General features: G+C 70.8%; 13 protein-coding genes. 10 read left to right on the forward strand and 3 right to left on the reverse strand.

Annotated elements, in window-relative coordinates:
* Positions 1 to 16 precede the first annotated feature (16 nt).
* Both ACYQ0U_RS00810 and ACYQ0U_RS00815 read left to right on the forward strand, forming a co-directional pair.
* On the forward strand, positions 17 to 1,855 hold the full coding sequence (locus ACYQ0U_RS00810; RefSeq protein WP_459968382.1) for an ELWxxDGT repeat protein: 1,839 nt from the start codon (positions 17 to 19) through the stop codon (positions 1,853 to 1,855).
* Positions 1,852 to 2,874 (forward strand): TIGR03032 family protein, encoded by a 1,023-nt coding sequence (locus ACYQ0U_RS00815; RefSeq protein WP_459968384.1) that lies wholly within the window; start codon positions 1,852 to 1,854, stop codon positions 2,872 to 2,874. The genes ACYQ0U_RS00810 and ACYQ0U_RS00815 overlap by 4 nt, the downstream gene beginning before the upstream one ends.
* Positions 2,875 to 2,942: 68 nt before the next feature.
* Here the strand turns inward: ACYQ0U_RS00815 and ACYQ0U_RS00820 are convergent, their stop codons facing one another.
* The 3 genes from ACYQ0U_RS00820 to ACYQ0U_RS00830 are packed head-to-tail and all read right to left on the reverse strand — an operon-like array spanning position 2,943 to position 6,425.
* Positions 2,943 to 3,686, reverse strand: coding sequence for a succinate dehydrogenase/fumarate reductase iron-sulfur subunit (locus ACYQ0U_RS00820; protein WP_459968386.1), 744 nt, complete (start codon positions 3,684 to 3,686; stop codon positions 2,943 to 2,945).
* Positions 3,683 to 5,704: a fumarate reductase/succinate dehydrogenase flavoprotein subunit gene (locus ACYQ0U_RS00825; protein ID WP_459968843.1), complete on the reverse strand. Its 2,022-nt coding sequence runs from the start codon at positions 5,702 to 5,704 to the stop codon at positions 3,683 to 3,685. Before ACYQ0U_RS00825 ends, ACYQ0U_RS00820 begins: the two co-directional genes overlap by 4 nt.
* A gap of 19 nt (positions 5,705 to 5,723) precedes the next feature.
* Entirely contained in the window at positions 5,724 to 6,425 is a 702-nt protein-coding gene (locus ACYQ0U_RS00830) for a succinate dehydrogenase cytochrome b subunit (protein WP_459968388.1), read from the reverse strand.
* 167 nt (positions 6,426 to 6,592) lie between these two features.
* Between ACYQ0U_RS00830 and ACYQ0U_RS00835 the strand changes: the two genes are divergently transcribed.
* From ACYQ0U_RS00835 to ACYQ0U_RS00870, 8 genes are all read left to right on the forward strand, one after another.
* The gene (locus ACYQ0U_RS00835) at positions 6,593 to 7,411 is read left to right on the forward strand and encodes a hypothetical protein (protein ID WP_459968390.1); all 819 of its coding nucleotides are present in this window, start codon (positions 6,593 to 6,595) and stop codon (positions 7,409 to 7,411) included.
* Positions 7,411 to 9,300, forward strand: coding sequence for a fumarate reductase/succinate dehydrogenase flavoprotein subunit (locus ACYQ0U_RS00840; protein ID WP_459968392.1), 1,890 nt, complete (start codon positions 7,411 to 7,413; stop codon positions 9,298 to 9,300). Before ACYQ0U_RS00835 ends, ACYQ0U_RS00840 begins: the two co-directional genes overlap by 1 nt.
* 1 nt (position 9,301) lies before the next feature.
* Positions 9,302 to 10,078 carry a succinate dehydrogenase/fumarate reductase iron-sulfur subunit gene (locus tag ACYQ0U_RS00845; protein ID WP_459968394.1) on the forward strand — a complete coding sequence of 259 codons (777 nt, stop codon included), beginning with the start codon at positions 9,302 to 9,304 and terminating at the stop codon, positions 10,076 to 10,078.
* A gap of 408 nt (positions 10,079 to 10,486) precedes the next feature.
* The gene (locus ACYQ0U_RS00850; RefSeq protein WP_459968396.1) at positions 10,487 to 12,154 is read left to right on the forward strand and encodes a methylmalonyl-CoA mutase family protein; all 1,668 of its coding nucleotides are present in this window, start codon (positions 10,487 to 10,489) and stop codon (positions 12,152 to 12,154) included.
* Positions 12,151 to 14,271, forward strand: a complete 2,121-nt coding sequence (scpA, locus tag ACYQ0U_RS00855; protein WP_459968398.1) for a methylmalonyl-CoA mutase — start codon at positions 12,151 to 12,153, stop codon at positions 14,269 to 14,271. Before ACYQ0U_RS00850 ends, scpA begins: the two co-directional genes overlap by 4 nt.
* Positions 14,271 to 15,239 carry a methylmalonyl Co-A mutase-associated GTPase MeaB gene (gene meaB, locus ACYQ0U_RS00860; RefSeq protein WP_459968400.1) on the forward strand — a complete coding sequence of 323 codons (969 nt, stop codon included), beginning with the start codon at positions 14,271 to 14,273 and terminating at the stop codon, positions 15,237 to 15,239. Before scpA ends, meaB begins: the two co-directional genes overlap by 1 nt.
* A 136-nt stretch (positions 15,240 to 15,375) precedes the next feature.
* Positions 15,376 to 16,593, forward strand: a complete 1,218-nt coding sequence (locus tag ACYQ0U_RS00865; RefSeq protein WP_459968402.1) for an amidohydrolase — start codon at positions 15,376 to 15,378, stop codon at positions 16,591 to 16,593.
* 131 nt (positions 16,594 to 16,724) lie between these two features.
* Positions 16,725 to 17,780 carry a BMP family lipoprotein gene (locus ACYQ0U_RS00870; protein ID WP_459968404.1) on the forward strand — a complete coding sequence of 352 codons (1,056 nt, stop codon included), beginning with the start codon at positions 16,725 to 16,727 and terminating at the stop codon, positions 17,778 to 17,780.
* The last annotated feature ends 18 nt before the right edge of the window (positions 17,781 to 17,798 follow it).

The following is a 17,798-nucleotide window of genomic DNA, read 5'->3' on the forward strand; positions in this document are numbered from 1 at the left end:
CGGGGAAGGCACGGACATGAGTCGTCGGCGTCGTACTGCACAGGAGAAGGTCGCGCGGCTGCGGGCGGCACGCGCGAAGGCGCTGCGTCGCCGGGCGCGCGCGCAGCGGACCGCGTCCGTGGCGAGCGCGGCAGCGATCGCGGTCGCGGGGCTGACCGCACTCGGGGCAGCCGGTGCACCCGCCGGCGCGGCTACGCCGGCCGCGTGCGACCTCGAGACCCCGCCGAGCAACCCGACCGGCGGGGTCACCGCCGGGGGCACCTACTTCTTCACCGCCGACGACGGCGTGCACGGCCGCGAGCTGTGGAAGTCCGACGGCACCACCGCCGGGACCGTGCTCGTGACCGACGTCGTGTCGGACAACGACTACTACGGCGGCCCGCGCTCGCTGACCGCGGTGGGCGACACCGTCTTCTTCGTGCTCGACGACGGCAAGCACGGTCGCGAGCTGTGGAAGTCCGACGGGACCAGCGCCGGCACCGCCATGGTCAAGGACATCGGCAAGGACGACGGCTACGAGGGCTACGACGGATACGGCTACGGCGGCGGACCCCAGGACCTTGCGGCCGTGGGGGAGACGCTCTTCTTCACCGCGGACGACGGGAGACACGGCCGGGAGCTGTGGAAGTCCGACGGCACCGCCGCCGGGACGACGATGGTGGCCGACATCAGCGACGAGGGCGGCTACTACAGCGGCCCCGACGGACTCACCACGGTGGGGGACACGTTGTTCTTCACTGCGGACGACGGCGAGCACGGCCAGGAGCTGTGGAAGTCCGACGGCACCGCGGCCGGCACGGTCCTGGTCAAGGACGTCTACCGCGGCGGCTACGACAGCCGCGCCTCCTCCCTCAGCGCGGCCGGTGACCGGTTGTTCTTCGCGGCGCGCGACGGCCGGCACGGCCGCGAGCTCTGGGTCTCCGACGGCACCGAGGCCGGCACGACGCTGGTCAAGGACGTCAACCCCGGCAAGCGCTTCGGCGTGCCCTACGGCGGCGCCGTCGCGGCGGGCGGCTCGGTGTTCTTCGCCGCCGACGACGGCACCCACGGCCGCGAGCTGTGGCGGACAGACGGCACGGAGGCGGGCACCGTCATGGTCACCGACGTCGCAGCCACCCCCGACTACTACGGTGGGCCCAGCTCGCTGACAGCGGTCGGCGACCGGCTGTTCTTCGCGCTGGACGACGTCGAGCACGGCAAGGAGCTGTGGGTGTCCGACGGGACGCCCGCGGGCACCGTGATGGTCGAGGACATCCGTCCGGACGACTACGGCAGCGAGCCGACGTACCTCACCGCCGTCGAGGACACGCTGTTCTTCGCGGCGCGCGACGGTGAGACCGGCAAGGAGCTGTGGACCTCCGACGGCACGGCCGCCGGCACGGTCCTCGTGAAGGACATCGACGACGAGTCCGGCTACTACACCGGCCCGATGTCGCTCGCGGCCTCCGGAGGGAGGCTCTTCTTCAGCGCCGACGACGAGGGTCACGGGCGCGAGCTGTGGACCTCGGACGGCACCGCGGCCGGCACGTCGCTGGTCAAGGACCTCAACGTCCACTTCGGCTACGACGTCGACGGCACGCGGCCCAACACCAAGAACGGCACGATGCGCGTCCGGGGTCGGGCCGACGCGCCCGGTGAGCTGAAGGTCCGTCCGGTCGGCGGCTCGCGGCTGAAGGGCCAGACGGTCGACATCGTCGAGGCGGGCCGGGTCACGTTCGTGCTCGAGCCCACGCGGGCCGGGATGCGGGAGCTTCGCCGCACGGGCGTGCTCAAGGTCCGAGCGCAGTTCACCTACACACCGTGCAGCGGCCAGGCGAGCACCACGGTGCACCGCTTCACCTTCCGGCTGAGGTGAGCGCCGACGCCGGCTCGGCGACCGAGGTCCGCTTCCACCACAGCGCGTCGTTCCCCGAGCTGCTCGAGCGGGCGGGGTGCGCGCTGCTGGTCTCGACCTACCAGGCCGGCCAGCTCGCCGCGGTCGGCGTGGCCGACGGGCAGCTGACCTTCTCGTTCCGGCGCTTCGACCGGGCCATGGGCGTCGCCGTCGCCGCCGACCGCCTCGCGGTCGGCGGCAAGTCCCAGGTCTGGACGCTGCGCGACCACTCCGACATCGCCCCCGCGATGGCTCCGACGGGCCGGTACGACCGGTGCTGGCTGCCGCGCTCCTCGGTCGTCACCGGCGAGATCTCGTGCCACGAGCTCGCCTGGGGCGAGGACGGGCTCTGGGTGGTCAACACCGCCTTCTCCTGCCTCGCGCAGCTCGACGAGCGCCACAGCTTCGTGCCCCGGTGGCGGCCGCCGTTCGTCTCCGCCCTGGCCCCGGAGGATCGGTGCCACCTCAACGGGCTGGCCTTGCGCGATGGCCGGCCGGCCTTCGCCAGCATGTTCGCGCTGACCGACGAGCCGGGCGGGTGGCGCGCCGACCGCAACGACACCGGCACCGTGCTCGACGTCGCCTCGGGGGAGCCGGTCACGACCGGCCTGGCCATGCCGCACTCACCGCGCTGGCACGACGGGCGGCTGTTCGTCCTGAACTCGGGCTACGGCCGACTCGAGCACGTCGACCTCGCGACGGGGGAGCGCCACGTGGTCGCGACGTTCCCGGGCTACGCGCGCGGCCTGGCCTTCCACCGGGGGCTCGCGTTCGTGGGCCTCTCGCGGATCCGCGAGACCAACGTCTTCGGGGGAGCCCCCATCGCGGCGTACCACGACCAGCTGCTGTGCGGGGTCGGTGTGGTCGACCTGCGCACCGGCACCACCGTCGCGACCCTCCAGTTCGAGAACGGCGTGGAGGAGATCTTCGACGTGCAGGTGGTGCCGGGCGCGCGCTGCCCCACGTTCGGCGAGGACGACGTCTGGGTGCTGCCCGCCTGAAACGCCGAGTCGGCGCTGTTTCAGCCTGGTACAGGCTGAAACAGCGCCGACTCGGCGTTGACGCTGGCTCAGTGGCCGTGGCGGAGGGCCTGGTGGAGGTCCCAGTTGAGGCGCGAGATCACGTCGAGCGGGATCTCCTTCGGGCAGGCCGCGGTGCACTCGCCGATGTTCGTGCAGCCGCCGAAGCCCTCGGCGTCGTGCTGGGCGACCATGCCGACCACGCGGGAGTCGCGCTCGGGCTGGCCCTGCGGGAGCTCGCCGAGGGCGGTGACCTTGGCGCCCATGAAGAGCGAGGCTGAGCCGTTCGGACAGGCGGCCACGCAGGCGCCGCAGCCGATGCACGTCGCGGCGTTGAAGGACCGGATCGCGTCCTCGCGGGGAACCGGGACCGAGTGGGCCTCGGGGGCCGAGCCGGTGTTGACCGAGATGTAGCCGCCGGCCTGGATGATCCGGTCGAAGGCGCCGCGGTCGACGACCAGGTCCTTCAGGACCGGGAACGCGTCGGCGCGCCACGGCTCGATGACGATCTCGTCGCCGTCCTTGAACGAGCGCATGTGGAGCTGGCAGGTCGTGGTGACCTCCGGGCCGTGCGCCTGGCCGTTGATCATCAGGCCGCACATGCCGCAGATGCCCTCGCGGCAGTCGGAGTCGAAGGCGACCGGGTCCTCGCCCTTGGCGAGGAGGTCCTCGTTGAGCACGTCGAGCATCTCGAGGAAGGACATGTCCTCCGAGACCCCGTCGAGCTGGTAGGTGTGCATCGCGCCCTTGGCCTGCGCGTCCGGCTGCCGCCAGATCTTGAGGGTGACCTTCACTTGTAGCTCCGCTGCTTCATCTCGATGGCCGTGTAGACCAGGTCTTCCTTGTGCAGGACCGGCAGCTCGCCGTCCCCGGCGAACTCCCACGCGGCGACGTACGCGAACTGGTCGTCGTGGCGCAGCGCCTCGCCGTCCTCGGTCTGCGACTCCGCGCGGAAGTGGCCGCCGCAGGACTCGCGCCGGTTGAGCGCGTCGATGCACATCAGCTCGCCGAGCTCGAAGAAGTCGGCGACGCGGCCGGCCTTCTCCAGGGACTGGTTGAGGCCCTCGTGGGTGCCGAGGACCTTGACGTTGCGCCAGAAGTCGTCCTTGAGGGTCCGGATGAGGTCGATCGCCTTCTTCAGGCCGTCCTCGGTCCGCTCCATGCCGCAGTACTCCCACATGATGTTGCCGAGCTCGCGGTGGTAGGAGTCGACGCTGCGGGTGCCGTTGGTGCTCAGGAAGTGCGCGACGCGGTCCTCGACGGCCTGCTTGGCCTCGAGGACGGCCGGGTGGCTCTCGTCGATCTTCTCGAACGGGCCGTCCGCGAGGTAGTCGCGGATGGTGTGCGGCAGGACGAAGTAGCCGTCGGCCAGCCCCTGCATCAGCGCCGACGCACCGAGGCGGTTGGCGCCGTGGTCGGAGAAGTTCGCCTCGCCGGTCACGAACAGGCCCTCGATGGTGGACTGGAGGTCGTAGTCGACCCACAGCCCGCCCATGACGTAGTGGACCGCCGGGTAGATCCGCATCGGGGTCTCGTACGGGTTCTCGCCGGTGATCCGGGCGTACATGTCGAAGAGGTTGTCGTACTTCTCCTCGATGCCGTCGCGGCCCAGGCGCTCGATCGCGGCGCTGAAGTCGAGGTAGACGCCACGACGGACGCCGTCGACCTCCGGGCCGACGCCGCGGCCCTCGTCGCACACGTTCTTCGCGGCGCGCGAGGCGATGTCGCGCGGGACCAGGTTGCCGAACGACGGGTAGATCCGCTCCAGGTAGTAGTCGCGGTCCTCCTCCGGGATGTCCCGCGGGTCCTTCTCGCAGTCGGCCTTCTTCTTCGGCACCCAGATCCGGCCGTCGTTGCGCAGCGACTCCGACATCAGCGTCAGCTTCGACTGGTGCGAGCCGGTCACCGGGATGCAGGTGGGGTGGATCTGCGTGTAGCAGGGGTTCGCCATGTAGGCGCCCTTGCGGTGCGCGCGCCACGACGCGGTGACGTTGGAGCCCATCGCGTTGGTGGAGAGGAAGAAGACGTTGCCGTAGCCGCCGGTCGCGAGCACGACCACGTCGGCGAGGTGGGTCTCGATCTCGCCGGTGACTAGGTCGCGGGCGATGATGCCGCGCGCCTTGCCGTCGACCACGATCAGCTCGAGCATCTCGTGGCGGGTGTACTGCGTGACGGTGCCGGCCGCGACCTGGCGCTCCATGGCCTGGTAGGCGCCGATGAGCAGCTGCTGGCCGGTCTGGCCGCGGGCGTAGAACGTGCGGGACACCTGCACGCCGCCGAAGGAGCGGTTGTCGAGCAGGCCGCCGTACTCGCGGGCGAACGGGACGCCCTGGGCGACGCACTGGTCGATGATGTTCGTGCTGACCTCGGCCAGGCGGTAGACGTTCGACTCGCGCGAGCGGTAGTCGCCGCCCTTGACGGTGTCGTAGAAGAGGCGGTGGACGGAGTCGCCGTCCTCCTTGTAGTTCTTCGCGGCGTTGATGCCGCCCTGAGCGGCGATCGAGTGCGCCCGGCGCGGGGAGTCCTGGTAGCAGAAGGACTTCACGTTGTAGCCGGCCTCGCCGAGCGTGGCGGCCGCGGAGCCGCCGGCCAGGCCGGTGCCGACGATGATGATGTCGAGCTTGCGGCGGTTGGCCGGGTTGACCAGGCGGGCCTCGAACTTGCGGGTCTGCCAGCGCTCGTCGATCGGGCCGCCCGGTGCCTTGGCGTCGGCGATCGGCTCGCCCGGCGTGTAGTAGCCGGCGGCGTCGTCGCCGTGGTCGTGGCCGGGGGCGTCGTGCGAGGGGTCACCGGTGAGGGTGGTGTCAGGCATGTCGGTCATCTGGGAGCCCTTACTTGGTGATGACGCCGGCGAGGACGAAGATCGGGACGAGGGAGAAGCCGCCCGCGATCACCACGGCGAGGATCCAGCCGAGGGACTTGGCGTTGCGGCGGGCGCGGGCGTTGTTCGTCAGGCCCAGCGTCTGCGCGGCGCTCCAGGTGCCGTGGTGCAGGTGCATGCCGAGCGCGAGCATCGCCAGCAGGTAGATGAGCGTCATCCACCAGGTGTCGAAGGTGTCGACCAGGAGGTTGTACGGGTCGTTGGTCTCGCCGCCGGCGACGTTGACCTTGCCGACCGTGAAGTTGAGGAGGTGCCAGACGAGGAAGAGCAGGATCGTCAGCCCGCCCCAGCGCATCGTGCGCGAGGAGAGCGAGGACGCGTGGTTCTTCTTCACCACGTACTTCTGGCTGCGCGCGGTCTTCGCCCGGCGCCAGAGCGCGACGGCGGCGTACACGTGGACGACGAGGGCGACGATCAGCGCCGCACGCATGATCCAGAGGAAGCCCTCGTGGGGGAGCATCGGCTCGCCCAGCGTCCGCAGGTGGTGGGCGTACTCGTTGTAGGCGTCGTGGCCGGAGAAGGCCTTGAGGTTGCCGTACATGTGCGCGAGCACGTACAGGATGAAGAGGATGCCGCTCGCGGCCATCAGGAGCTTGAGGGTGATCGTCGAGCGCGAGGCCCGCGCACCCGTCACCAAGGTCGTCGTTGCCACAAGGAGCCACGCTACCTCTCGCCCCGTGGTGCTCGGCCCACGCCCGGGTGTGACCTTCGTCCGGTTACCGACGGGTTGGAACCGGTTCTCGGAATGCGGTGTGGCCCCTTTCACATCGGGCCGGAAGTGTGCAGACTCACCTAGCACCCGACCCACCGGAGGTGGCGATGGCGTCGACCGACGCTCGAGAGACGGCAGCAGGATCGAGTGGTGTCAACGGGCCCACCCGGGCGCGGATCGGGGTGAAGACGCTGCGCACCGACACGTGGTGGCTCTACCCGGCGGTGACGTTCGTGGTCTTCTCCGCGTTCATGGTCTACGCCACGTGGCGGGCGTTCTCCGGCGCGAACTACTACGCCTCGCCGTACCTCTCGCCCTTCTACTCGCCGTGCCTGGGTGACTGCGTCGAGGGGGCATCGGACTTCGGCCAGCCCTTCGCGGGCTTCCCGCTCTCGGCGGCCCTGATCATCCTGATCTTCCCGCTGGGCTTCCGGATGACCTGCTACTACTACCGCAAGGCGTACTACCGGGCCTTCTGGCTCTCGCCGCCGGCCTGTGCCGTCGCGGAGCCGCACGGCAGGTACTCCGGCGAGACGCGCTTCCCGCTCATCCTCCAGAACGTCCACCGCTGGTTCTGGTACGCCGCCGTGCTCGTCGCGTGCGTCCTGACCTTCGACACCGTGCTCGCCTTCCGCAACGAGGACCACGAGTGGGGCCACATGGGGCTCGGCACGGTCCTGATGATCGTCAACATCGTCTTCATCTGGCTCTACACGCTCTCGTGCCACTCGTGCCGCCACATCACCGGTGGCCGGCTCCGGCACTTCTCGAAGCATCCGGTGCGCTACAAGCTCTGGACCTGGGTGTCGAAGCTGAACGCCAGCCACGGCAAGTACGCGTGGTACTCCCTGTTCTCCGTCGCGCTCGTGGACCTCTACGTCTACCTGCTCGCCACCGGCGCCTTCGACGACCCGAGGTTCTTCTGATGACCACCGAGAGCACCCGCCACCCCTTGACGGGCAACGAGATGTCCGGCTCCGCGGAGGGCGGCATGGAGCGCCACGAGTACGACGTCGTCGTGGTCGGCGCCGGCGGGGCGGGCCTGCGGGCCGCGATCGCCGCGCACGAGGCGGGCGCCCGCACCGCGGTCGTCTGCAAGTCGCTGCTCGGCAAGGCGCACACCGTGATGGCCGAGGGCGGCATCGCGGCGGCCATGGGCAACCGCTGGCCCGAGGACAACTGGGAGGTGCACTTCCGCGACACCATGCGTGGCGGGAAGATGCTCAACAACTGGCGGATGGCCCAGCTGCACGCCCAGGAGGCGCCCGAGCGGGTGCAGGAGCTCGAGGACTGGGGCGCGCTGTTCGACCGCACCGACGACGGGCTGATCTCCCAGCGCGACTTCGGCGGCCACAAGTACGCCCGGCTCGCCCACGTCGGCGACCGCACCGGCCTGGAGATGATCCGCACGCTCCAGCAGCGCACGGTGCAGCTCGGCATCGACGTGTTCATGGAGTGCACGATCACCGAGCTGCTGAAGGACCGCCGGGAGGACGGGCAGAGCCGGATCGCCGGGGCGTTCGGCTACTGGCGGGAGTCCGGCCGGTTCATCACCTTCGACGCACCGACGGTCATCCTGGCGACCGGCGGCATCGGCAAGTCGTTCAAGGTGACGTCGAACTCGTGGGAGTACACCGGTGACGGCCACGCGCTGGCGCTGCGCGCGGGCGCGGCCCTGATCAACATGGAGTTCGTGCAGTTCCACCCGACCGGCATGGTGTGGCCGCCGTCGGTGAAGGGGCTGCTGGTCACGGAGTCGGTCCGCGGCGACGGCGGCATCCTGCGCAACTCCGAGGGCAAGCGGTTCATGTTCGACTACATCCCGGAGTTCTTCAAGGCGGAGACGGCCGACACCGAGGAGGAGGCCGACCGCTGGTATGACGACAAGAAGAACAACCGGCGGCCACCGGAGCTGCTCCCGCGTGACGAGGTCGCGCGCGCGATCAACGCCGAGATCAAGGCCGGCCGCGGGTCACCGCACGGCGGCATCTTCCTCGACATCGCCTCGCGCCGGTCGCCGGAGTTCATCCGCAAGCGGCTCCCGTCGATGTACCACCAGTTCAAGGAGCTGGCCGACGTCGACATCACCCAGGAGCCGATGGAGATCGGCCCCACCTGCCACTACGTGATGGGCGGGGTCGAGGTCGACGCCGACACCCAGGAGAGCGCGGTCACCGGCCTGTACGCCGTGGGCGAGTGCTCCGGCGGCATGCACGGCTCCAACCGGCTCGGCGGCAACTCGCTCGGCGACCTGCTGGTCTTCGGCAAGCGAGCGGGCGAGGCGGCGTCGGCGTACGTCGCGGGGCTGGGTGCCCGCCCGGCGGTCCGCGAGGAGGACGTGCAGGCGGCCAAGGACAGCGCGCTGGCGCCGTTCGAGGTCTCTGCCGGATCCGGGGGAGGCGGCGAGAACCCGTACACGATCCAGCAGGACCTCCAGCAGTCGATGAACGACCTGGTCGGCATCATCCGCACCGGGGCCGAGCTCGAGCGGTCGCTCGTCGAGATCGAGGAGTTCAAGGAGCGGGCGCGGACGATGGTCGTGGAGGGCCACCGGCAGTACAACCCCGGCTGGCACCTCGCCATCGACCTGCGCAACATGCTGATCGTCTCGGAGGCGATCGCGAAGGCGGCGCTGGCGCGGCAGGAGTCGCGCGGCGGCCACACCCGCGACGACTACCCGAAGACCGACCACGAGGTGTGGGGCAAGAAGAACCTCGTCGTCACGCTCAACGCCAGCGGGACCGGTGTCGACCTGACCGAGAAGCCGTTGCCGGTGATGCCGGACGAGCTCACGAAGTACTTCGAGGAGAAGTGACATGGGCTACGACCTGAAGATGCGCGTCTGGCGGGGCGACGTCGACGGCGGCGAGCTGCGGGACTACACCGTCGAGGTGTCCGAGGGCGAGGTCGTCCTCGACGCGCTGCACCGGCTCCAGGCCACCCAGTCCGGCGACCTGGCGATCCGGTGGAACTGCAAGGCCGGCAAGTGCGGCTCCTGCTCGGCGGAGATCAACGGCCGGCCGCGGCTGATGTGCATGACCCGGCTCGCGGACTTCGAGGAGACCGAGACGATCACGGTCACCCCGATGCGGACCTTCCCGGTCATCCGCGACCTGGTCACCGACGTCTCCTACAACTACGAGAAGGCCAAGGAGATCCCGTACGCCGAGCTCCCGCCGCGCGACGCCGACGGCAAGCGCCGGATGGCGCAGATCGACGTCGAGCGCGGGCAGGAGTTCCGCAAGTGCATCGAGTGCTTCCTGTGCCAGAACACCTGCCACGTCGTCCGTGACCACGAGGAGAACAAGCCCGCCTTCGCCGGCCCGCGCTTCTTCATCCGGTACGCCGAGCTCGACATGCACCCGCTCGACACCCACGACCGCCGGGCCCTGGCCCAGGGCGCGGCCGGGCTGGGGATGTGCAACATCACCAAGTGCTGCACCGAGGTCTGCCCGGAGGGCATCAAGATCACCGACAACGCGATCATCCCGATGAAGGAGCGCGTGGTCGACCGGAAGTACGACCCGTTGGTGTGGCTCGGCACCAAGATCGGCCTCCGCAACCGGGACAACGACGGGCGGACCGAGGTCTAGCTGGTGCGGGTGGCTCACTCCATCAGCCCGACCAGGACCCGCGAGGCGGCGTACGCCGCCAGCCCCGCTCCCGCTGCGACCACCGCGGTGACCAGCAGCAGCGTGAGGACTGCCTTCAGATATCTCATGGGCCCGAGCTCCCTCCGACGTTGCACCCTGTCCGTACGACGTCCGCGCGGTCGGGACGGTTGTCGGTGGGGGGCCGCCGGAGGTTGCGGTTTCATCACGGTAGGCAGGCGAACCGGCACTGCCCGCGGTGGGTATGGCACGGGAAGTGCAGACTCACCTACCTACCGTGATGAATCAGCGACGGACGGGAGCGCGGGCTCCGGAATCACGCGCACCCGGCACGGTTGAAAACATCACACTGCGTAGCCGCTGGTGGGACACCCTCCTATCGTTCGCACCATGACTGATCAGGGCACGGTCGAGGGCGGCCTGGACGAGCCCCGGGAGCTCGAACCCGACCAGGGCTCGCTCGACCTGGCGTCGCCGGAGGACCGGTGGACCGTCGCCGACTGGGAGCGCGAGGCGGCCGCCGTGCTGCGCAAGGGCCGTCGGCTCACCGACGAGGACCCCGACGCGAAGGTCTGGGACAAGCTGACCCGCACCACCCTCGACGGCATCGCCGTCACCCCGCTCGGCACGGCCGCGCTGCTCGACGGACTGGAGACCAGCGGCCGCCCGACCCGGCAGGGCGACTGGGACATCCGCTCCCGTGTCGACGGTCGCGACGCCCGGCTCGCTCACGAGGAGGCGCTCGTCGACCTCGACGGCGGCGTCACCAGCCTCTGGCTGGCCGGCGCCACGGACTACGCGACCGTCCTGGAGGACGTGCTCCTCGACCTCGCGCCCGTCGTGCTCGACGGCGGTGACCCGCAGGCCTTCCTCGCGTACGCCCGGTCCCAGCTGGACCAGGGCCGCGACCTCCATCCGGACACCAACCTCGGCGTCCCGGCCGCCGACGCCACCGGCGAGGTCGCGCAGCAGGCGCGCGAGCGGGGCATCCGCGCGTTCGTCGTCGACGCGACCGCCGTCCACGACCGCGGCGCCAGCGACGCGCAGGAGCTGGGCTGGTCGATGGCCGAGGGCGCGGCGTACCTCCGCCGCCTCACCGAGGACGGTCTCTCCGTCGACGACGCGGCCGCGCTGGTCGAGTTCCGATACGCCGCGACCGACGAGCAGTTCCCGACGATCGCCAAGCTCCGCGCCGCTCGCCGCCTCTGGGCCCGCGTCCTCGAGCTGAGCAACGGCACGGGCGAGATGCGGCTGCACGCCGTGACCAGCCGCCCGATGATGAGCAAGTACGACCCGTGGGTGAACATGCTCCGCACCACGGTCGCCGCGTTCGCCGCCGGCGTCGGGGGAGCGGACAGCGTCACCGTGCTGCCGTTCGACACCCCGCTCGGCCGGCCCGACGCGTTCGGCCGCCGCATCGCGCGCAACACCAGCCACCTGCTCATCGACGAGTCCCACGTCGCCCACGTCGCCGACCCGGCGGGCGGGGCGTACGCCGTCGAGAAGCTGACCGACGACCTGGCGGGCGCCGCCTGGGCGGTCCTCGGCCGCCTCGACGACGGGGCGAGCCTGGACGAGGAGATCGCCCGGGTCGTCGAGCGGCGCGAGCGTGAGATCGCCACGCGCCAGCGCCCGATCACGGGCCTGACCGAGTTCCCGAACCTCGGCGAGGTGCTCCCCGACCGCACCGGCGAGCCGGACCCGGTCCGCCGCTACGGCGCGAGCTTCGAGGCGCTGCGCGACGAGCCCGTCGCGGCCCCGGTCCACCTGGCCACGCTCGGCACGGTCGCCCAGCACACCGCGCGGGCGACGTTCGCGACGAACCTGCTCGCGGCCGGCGGCATCGCGGTCACCACCGAGCCCGGCCGGGTCGTGTGCGTGGCCGGCACCGACGCCGCGTACGACGAGGAGGGCGCCGAGGTGGCCGCCGAGCTGCGCGCCAACGGCGCCGAGTGGGTCATCGTCGCCGGCAAGCCGCGCGACTGGGCCGACGACTCCTGCGCGATGGGCGTGGACGCCCTGGACTTCCTGACCCGGACGAGGAGCAAGCTGGCATGACCGTCCCGCAGAGCTTCAGTGGCGAGCCCTGGGTCTCGCCCGAGGGCATCGAGATCAAGCCGATGTATGGTCCCGAGGACCTCGCCGGCCTCGACGCGCTCGACACCCTGCCGGGGCTGAGCCCGTTCCTGCGCGGGCCCTACCCGACGATGTACACCACCCAGCCGTGGACGATCCGGCAGTACGCCGGCTTCTCCACCGCCGAGGAGTCCAACGCCTTCTACCGCCGCAACCTCGCGGCCGGCCAGAAGGGCCTGAGCGTCGCCTTCGACCTCGCCACCCACCGCGGCTACGACTCCGACCACCCGCGCGTGCGCGGCGACGTGGGCATGGCCGGCGTGGCGATCGACTCGATCTACGACGCGCGCACGCTCTTCGACGGCATCCCGCTCGACCAGATGTCGGTGTCGATGACGATGAACGGCGCCGTCCTGCCCGTGCTCGCGCTCTACATCGCGGCGGCCGAGGAGCAGGGGGTGAAGCCGGAGCAGCTCGCGGGGACCATCCAGAACGACATCCTCAAGGAGTTCATGGTCCGCAACACCTACATCTACCCGCCGGCCCCGAGCATGCGGATCATCAGCGACATCTTCCAGTTCACCTCCCAGCGGATGCCGCGCTTCAACTCGATCTCGATCTCCGGCTACCACATCCAGGAGGCCGGGGCGACGGCCGACCTGGAGCTGGCCTACACGCTGGCCGACGGCGTCGAGTACATCCGCGCCGGCCTCGACGCGGGCCTGACCATCGACCAGTTCGCGCCGCGGCTGTCGTTCTTCTGGGCCATCGGCATGAACTTCTTCATGGAGATCGCCAAGATGCGCGCCGCCCGCGCGCTCTGGGCGCGGCTGGTACGCCAGTTCGACCCCCAGAACCCCAAGTCGCTGTCGCTGCGGACCCACTCCCAGACCTCCGGCTGGTCCCTCACCGCGCAGGACGTCTTCAACAACGTCCAGCGCACCTGCATCGAGGCGATGGCCTCCACGCAGGGCCACACCCAGTCGCTGCACACCAACGCGCTCGACGAGGCGATCGCGCTGCCGACCGACTTCTCGGCCCGGATCGCACGCAACACCCAGCTGCTGCTCCAGCAGGAGAGCGGGACCACGGGGACCATCGACCCGTGGGCCGGGTCCTACTACGTCGAGCGGCTCACCCACGACCTCGCCGAGCGCGCGTGGGCGCACATCCTCGAGGCCGAGGCGGCCGGCGGCATGGCCGCCGCCATCGAGCAGGGCATCCCGAAGATGCGCATCGAGGAGGCCGCCGCCCGCACCCAGGCCCGGATCGACTCCGGTGCCCAGAAGGTCATCGGCGTCAACACGTTCCGGCTCGCCGCCGAGGACAAGCTCGAGGTGCTCAAGGTCGACAACGACGACGTCTACCGCCAGCAGGTCGCCAAGCTCGAGCGGCTCCGCGCCGAGCGGGACGACGAGGACGTCCGGCGTACCCTCGAGGCGCTCACGAACGCCGCCGGCGACCGCTCTGCCGACTCCAGGGGAGGGAACCTGCTGGAGCTCGCCGTCGACGCCGCCCGCGCCAAGGCCACCGTGGGCGAGATCTCCGAGGCCCTCGAGAAGGTGTACGGGCGCCACCAGGCGGTCATCCGTACGATCAGCGGCGTGTTCAGGGAGACGTCGGACGAGGCCGGCAGCACGCTCGTGCAGCAGGTGCTCGACGCGACCTCGGAGTTCGAGGACGCGGAGGGCCGCCGGCCCCGCATCCTCGTGGCCAAGATGGGCCAGGACGGCCACGACCGCGGCCAGAAGGTCGTGGTGAGCGCGTTCGCCGACATGGGCTTCGACGTCGATGTGGGGCCGCTGTTCTCGACGCCCGAGGAGGTCGCCCAGCAGGCCGTCGACGCGGACGTGCACATCGTCGGCGTCTCCTCGCTGGCGGCCGGCCACCTCACGCTGCTGCCGGCGCTGAAGCAGGCGCTGGCCGACCAGGGGCGCCCGGACATCATGGTCGTGATCGGCGGCGTCATCCCGCCCGACGACGTGCCCACGCTCCGGGAGATGGGTGCCGCGGCGGTGTTCCTGCCCGGCACGGTCATCGCCGAGTCCGCGCTCGACCTGCTCGCCCGGCTGCGGGAACAGCTCGGTCACGGAGCCTGATGGCCGACGTCGACGCCCTCGTCGAGGGCATCCGCGCGGGGAAGCGGGCGGCCGTCTCGCAGGCGATCACGCTCGTCGAGTCCACCAGCGCGAAGCATCGCGCCCAGGCGCGCGAGCTGCTGACCGAGCTCGACAACGGCGCGGACGCGGTGCGGGTCGGCATCTCGGGCGTGCCGGGGGTCGGCAAGTCCACGTTCATCGAGGCGCTCGGCTCCCGGCTGACCGCGACCGGCCACCGGGTCGGCGTACTGGCCGTCGACCCGTCGAGCGTCCGCACCGGCGGGTCCGTGCTCGGCGACAAGACCCGGATGGCACGGCTGTCGACCGACCCGCGGGCGTTCATCCGGCCCTCGCCGAGCGCCGGCACGCTCGGGGGAGTCGCCCGCGCGACGGTGCAGGCGATGGCGGTGCTCGAGGCGGCGGCGTACGACGTCGTGCTCGTCGAGACCGTCGGCGTCGGCCAGTCCGAGGTGACGGTCGCCGGGATGGTCGACACCTTCCTCTTCCTCACCCTCGCCCGCACCGGCGACCAGCTCCAGGGCATCAAGAAGGGCATCCTCGAGATCGCCGACGTGATCGCGGTGAACAAGGCCGACGGCGACCGGGAGCAGGAGGCCCGGGTCGCGGCCCGTGACCTGGCCGGCGCGCTCCGGCTGGTCCGCGGCCGCGAGGAGTGGGCGCCGCCGGTGGTGACCTGCTCCGGCCTCGAGGACACCGGCGTCGACGACGTGTGGGACCGGGTGCTCGAGCACCGCAACCACCTCGGCGCCGACGGCCTGGCGCGCAAGCGCGCCGAGCAGCAGCTGGACTTCACCTGGGCGCTGGTGCGCGACGAGCTCGACCAGCGGCTGCGGCACTCCGCGGCCGTGAAGGCGATCCGCGAGGAGGTCCGGTCCGGTGTGCTGTCCGGTGAGCTCCCGGCCACGGTGGCCGCGGACCGTATCATCGCTGCGTACGACGCCGGCTGATCGGCGGGCGAAACCGACCATCGACGCTGCGCCGCCGAGCAGAGGTGGTCGGTGCTCGTCACGGCGCGCTCGCTGCCGTCCTCGACCGGACGAGGCTGATCGCCGGCCCCGCACGAGGTGAACTAACCTCGTCGTCATGGGCTCCACCTCCTCGACACCGTCCGAACCCTCGGATCTGGCGGCTGAAGCGCTGGTCGACGCGGCGGTGGACGAGCACGAGGCGGAGCTCGTCGAGCTCCGCCGCGACCTGCACGCCCATCCCGAGCTTTCCTGGCGGGAGCTGCGGACCACCGCGCTGGTGGCGGCTCGGGTCCGCCGGGCGGGCTGGCGGGTCACCGAGCTGCCGCGCACCGGACTGGTCGCCGAGATCGGCCAGAGCGGTCCGGTCGTCGCGCTGCGCGCCGACCTCGACGCGCTCCCGGTGCCCGACCTGACCGAGGACCCCTGGTCGAGCACCGTCGAGGGGGTCACCCACGCCTGCGGCCACGACGTCCACACCTCGGCGCTCGTGGGTGCCGCGGTGGCGCTGGGCCGGGTGCACGAGCAGGGCCTGCTCCGGGGACGGGTCCGCGTGCTCTTCCAGCCGGCGGAGGAGGTGATGCCGGGCGGAGCCCTCTCGCTGATCGAGCACGGCGTCCTCGACGAGGTCCACCGGCTGTTCGGGCTGCACTGCGACCCGAGCCTCGACGTCGGACAGGTAGGGCTGCGGGAGGGCCCCATGACCGGCGCCGCCGACCACCTCGAGGTGACCCTGAGCGGCTCGGGCGGCCACACCTCGCGTCCGCACCTGACCGAGGACCTCACCTACGCGCTCGGGAAGGTCGTCACCGAGCTCCCCGCGATCCTGTCTCGTCGCCTGGACCCCCGCGCCGGCGTCAGCGTGGTCTGGGGCGTCGTCCGGGCCGGCTCGGCACTGAACGTCATCCCGGCGACCGGCCGGCTCGGCGGCACGGTGCGGATGCTCGACGCGATCGCGTGGTCCGAGGCCGAGAAGCTGGTTCCGGTGCTGGTCGAGCAGATCGTCGCGCCGTACGGCGTGCACGCCCAGGTCGACTACCAGCGCGGCGTACCGCCCGTCGTGAACGACGCCGGGTCCATCGTGCTGCTCGGACAGGCCGTCGAGCGGGTCCTCGGCAGCGGCGGCCTCGTCTCGACCCAGCAGAGCCTCGGCGGCGAGGACTTCGGCTGGTACCTGGACCGGGTGCCGGGCGCGATGGGGCGGCTCGGGACCCGGACACCCGGCGGCCCGACGTACGACCTCCACCAGGGGAACCTGCGCGTGGACGACCGCGCCGTCGGCATCGGCGCGAAGGTCCTCGCGCAGGCCGCGGTGGCTTCGATGAGCGCCACCTGAGCGAGATCGTCCGGCAATCGCGCATCGACTCGATAACAACTTCGCCAACAGGCTTCCGTGGTGGTTCCCAGGCCCTAGGGTTTCCCTGTTTCGCGCCCTCACGGGCGTCCACAGAACCCGAAGGAGGCGTCTTGCGACGCACTACCAAGTTCGCAGCCCTGCTGACGGCCGGCATCCTGGCCCTCGGCGCCTGCGGTAGCGACAGCGACGAGCCCGAGAGCGGCTCTGATCCGACGTCCGAGGCCCCCCAGTCCGACATCAAGGTCGGCATGGCGTACGACGTGGGCGGTCGCGGCGACCAGTCGTTCAACGACTCCGCCGCCGCCGGCCTCGACCAGGCGGTCGACGAGTTCGGCATCGAGTCCGAGGAGGGCGAGGCCGAGGACGGCGAGGCCGAGTCCGCTCGCGAGGAGCGCCTGCGCACCTTCGCCGACGCCGGCTACGACCCGATCATCGCCGTGGGCTTCGCCTACGCCGCGTCGGTCGGCAAGGTCGCCGAGGAGTACCCGGACGTCCACTTCGCCATCATCGACGACGAGAGCCTCGCCGACGTCCCGAACGTCGCCAGCCTGGTCTTCGCCGAGGAGCAGGGCTCCTTCCTCGTCGGTGCCGCGGCCGCGCTCAAGACCGAGACCGACAACATCGGCTTCGTCGGCGGCGTCGAGACCCCGCTCATCCAGAAGTTCGAGGCCGGCTACATCGCGGGCGCGCAGGCCGTGAACCCGGACATCGAGGTCCAGTCGACCTACCTGACCCAGATCCCGGACTTCTCCGGCTTCGCCGACCCGGCCAAGGGCAAGACGGCCGCCGAGGGCATGTTCGACAACGGCGCGGACGTCGTCTACCACGCTGCCGGTGGTTCCGGTGGTGGTGTCTTCGAGGCCGCCGCCGCCGCTGACGGGTGGGCGATCGGTGTCGACTCCGACCAGTACAACACCGCCGACCCGTCGGTCCAGGACGTCATCTTGACCTCGATGCTCAAGAACGTGAACGTCGCGGTCTACAACTACATCAAGGAGGTCGTCGACACGGGCGAGGCCCCGGCGGGCGTCACGCGCTACGACCTGGCGGTCGACGGCGTGGGCTACTCGACCAGCGGTGGGTTCATCGACGACATCACCGGTGACCTGGACGAGTACAAGCAGCAGATCATCGACGGCGAGATCGAGGTTCCGACCGCGCCGTGACGGCCAGTCCGTCAGCGG

Source organism: Nocardioides pyridinolyticus, from assembly GCF_054653575.1.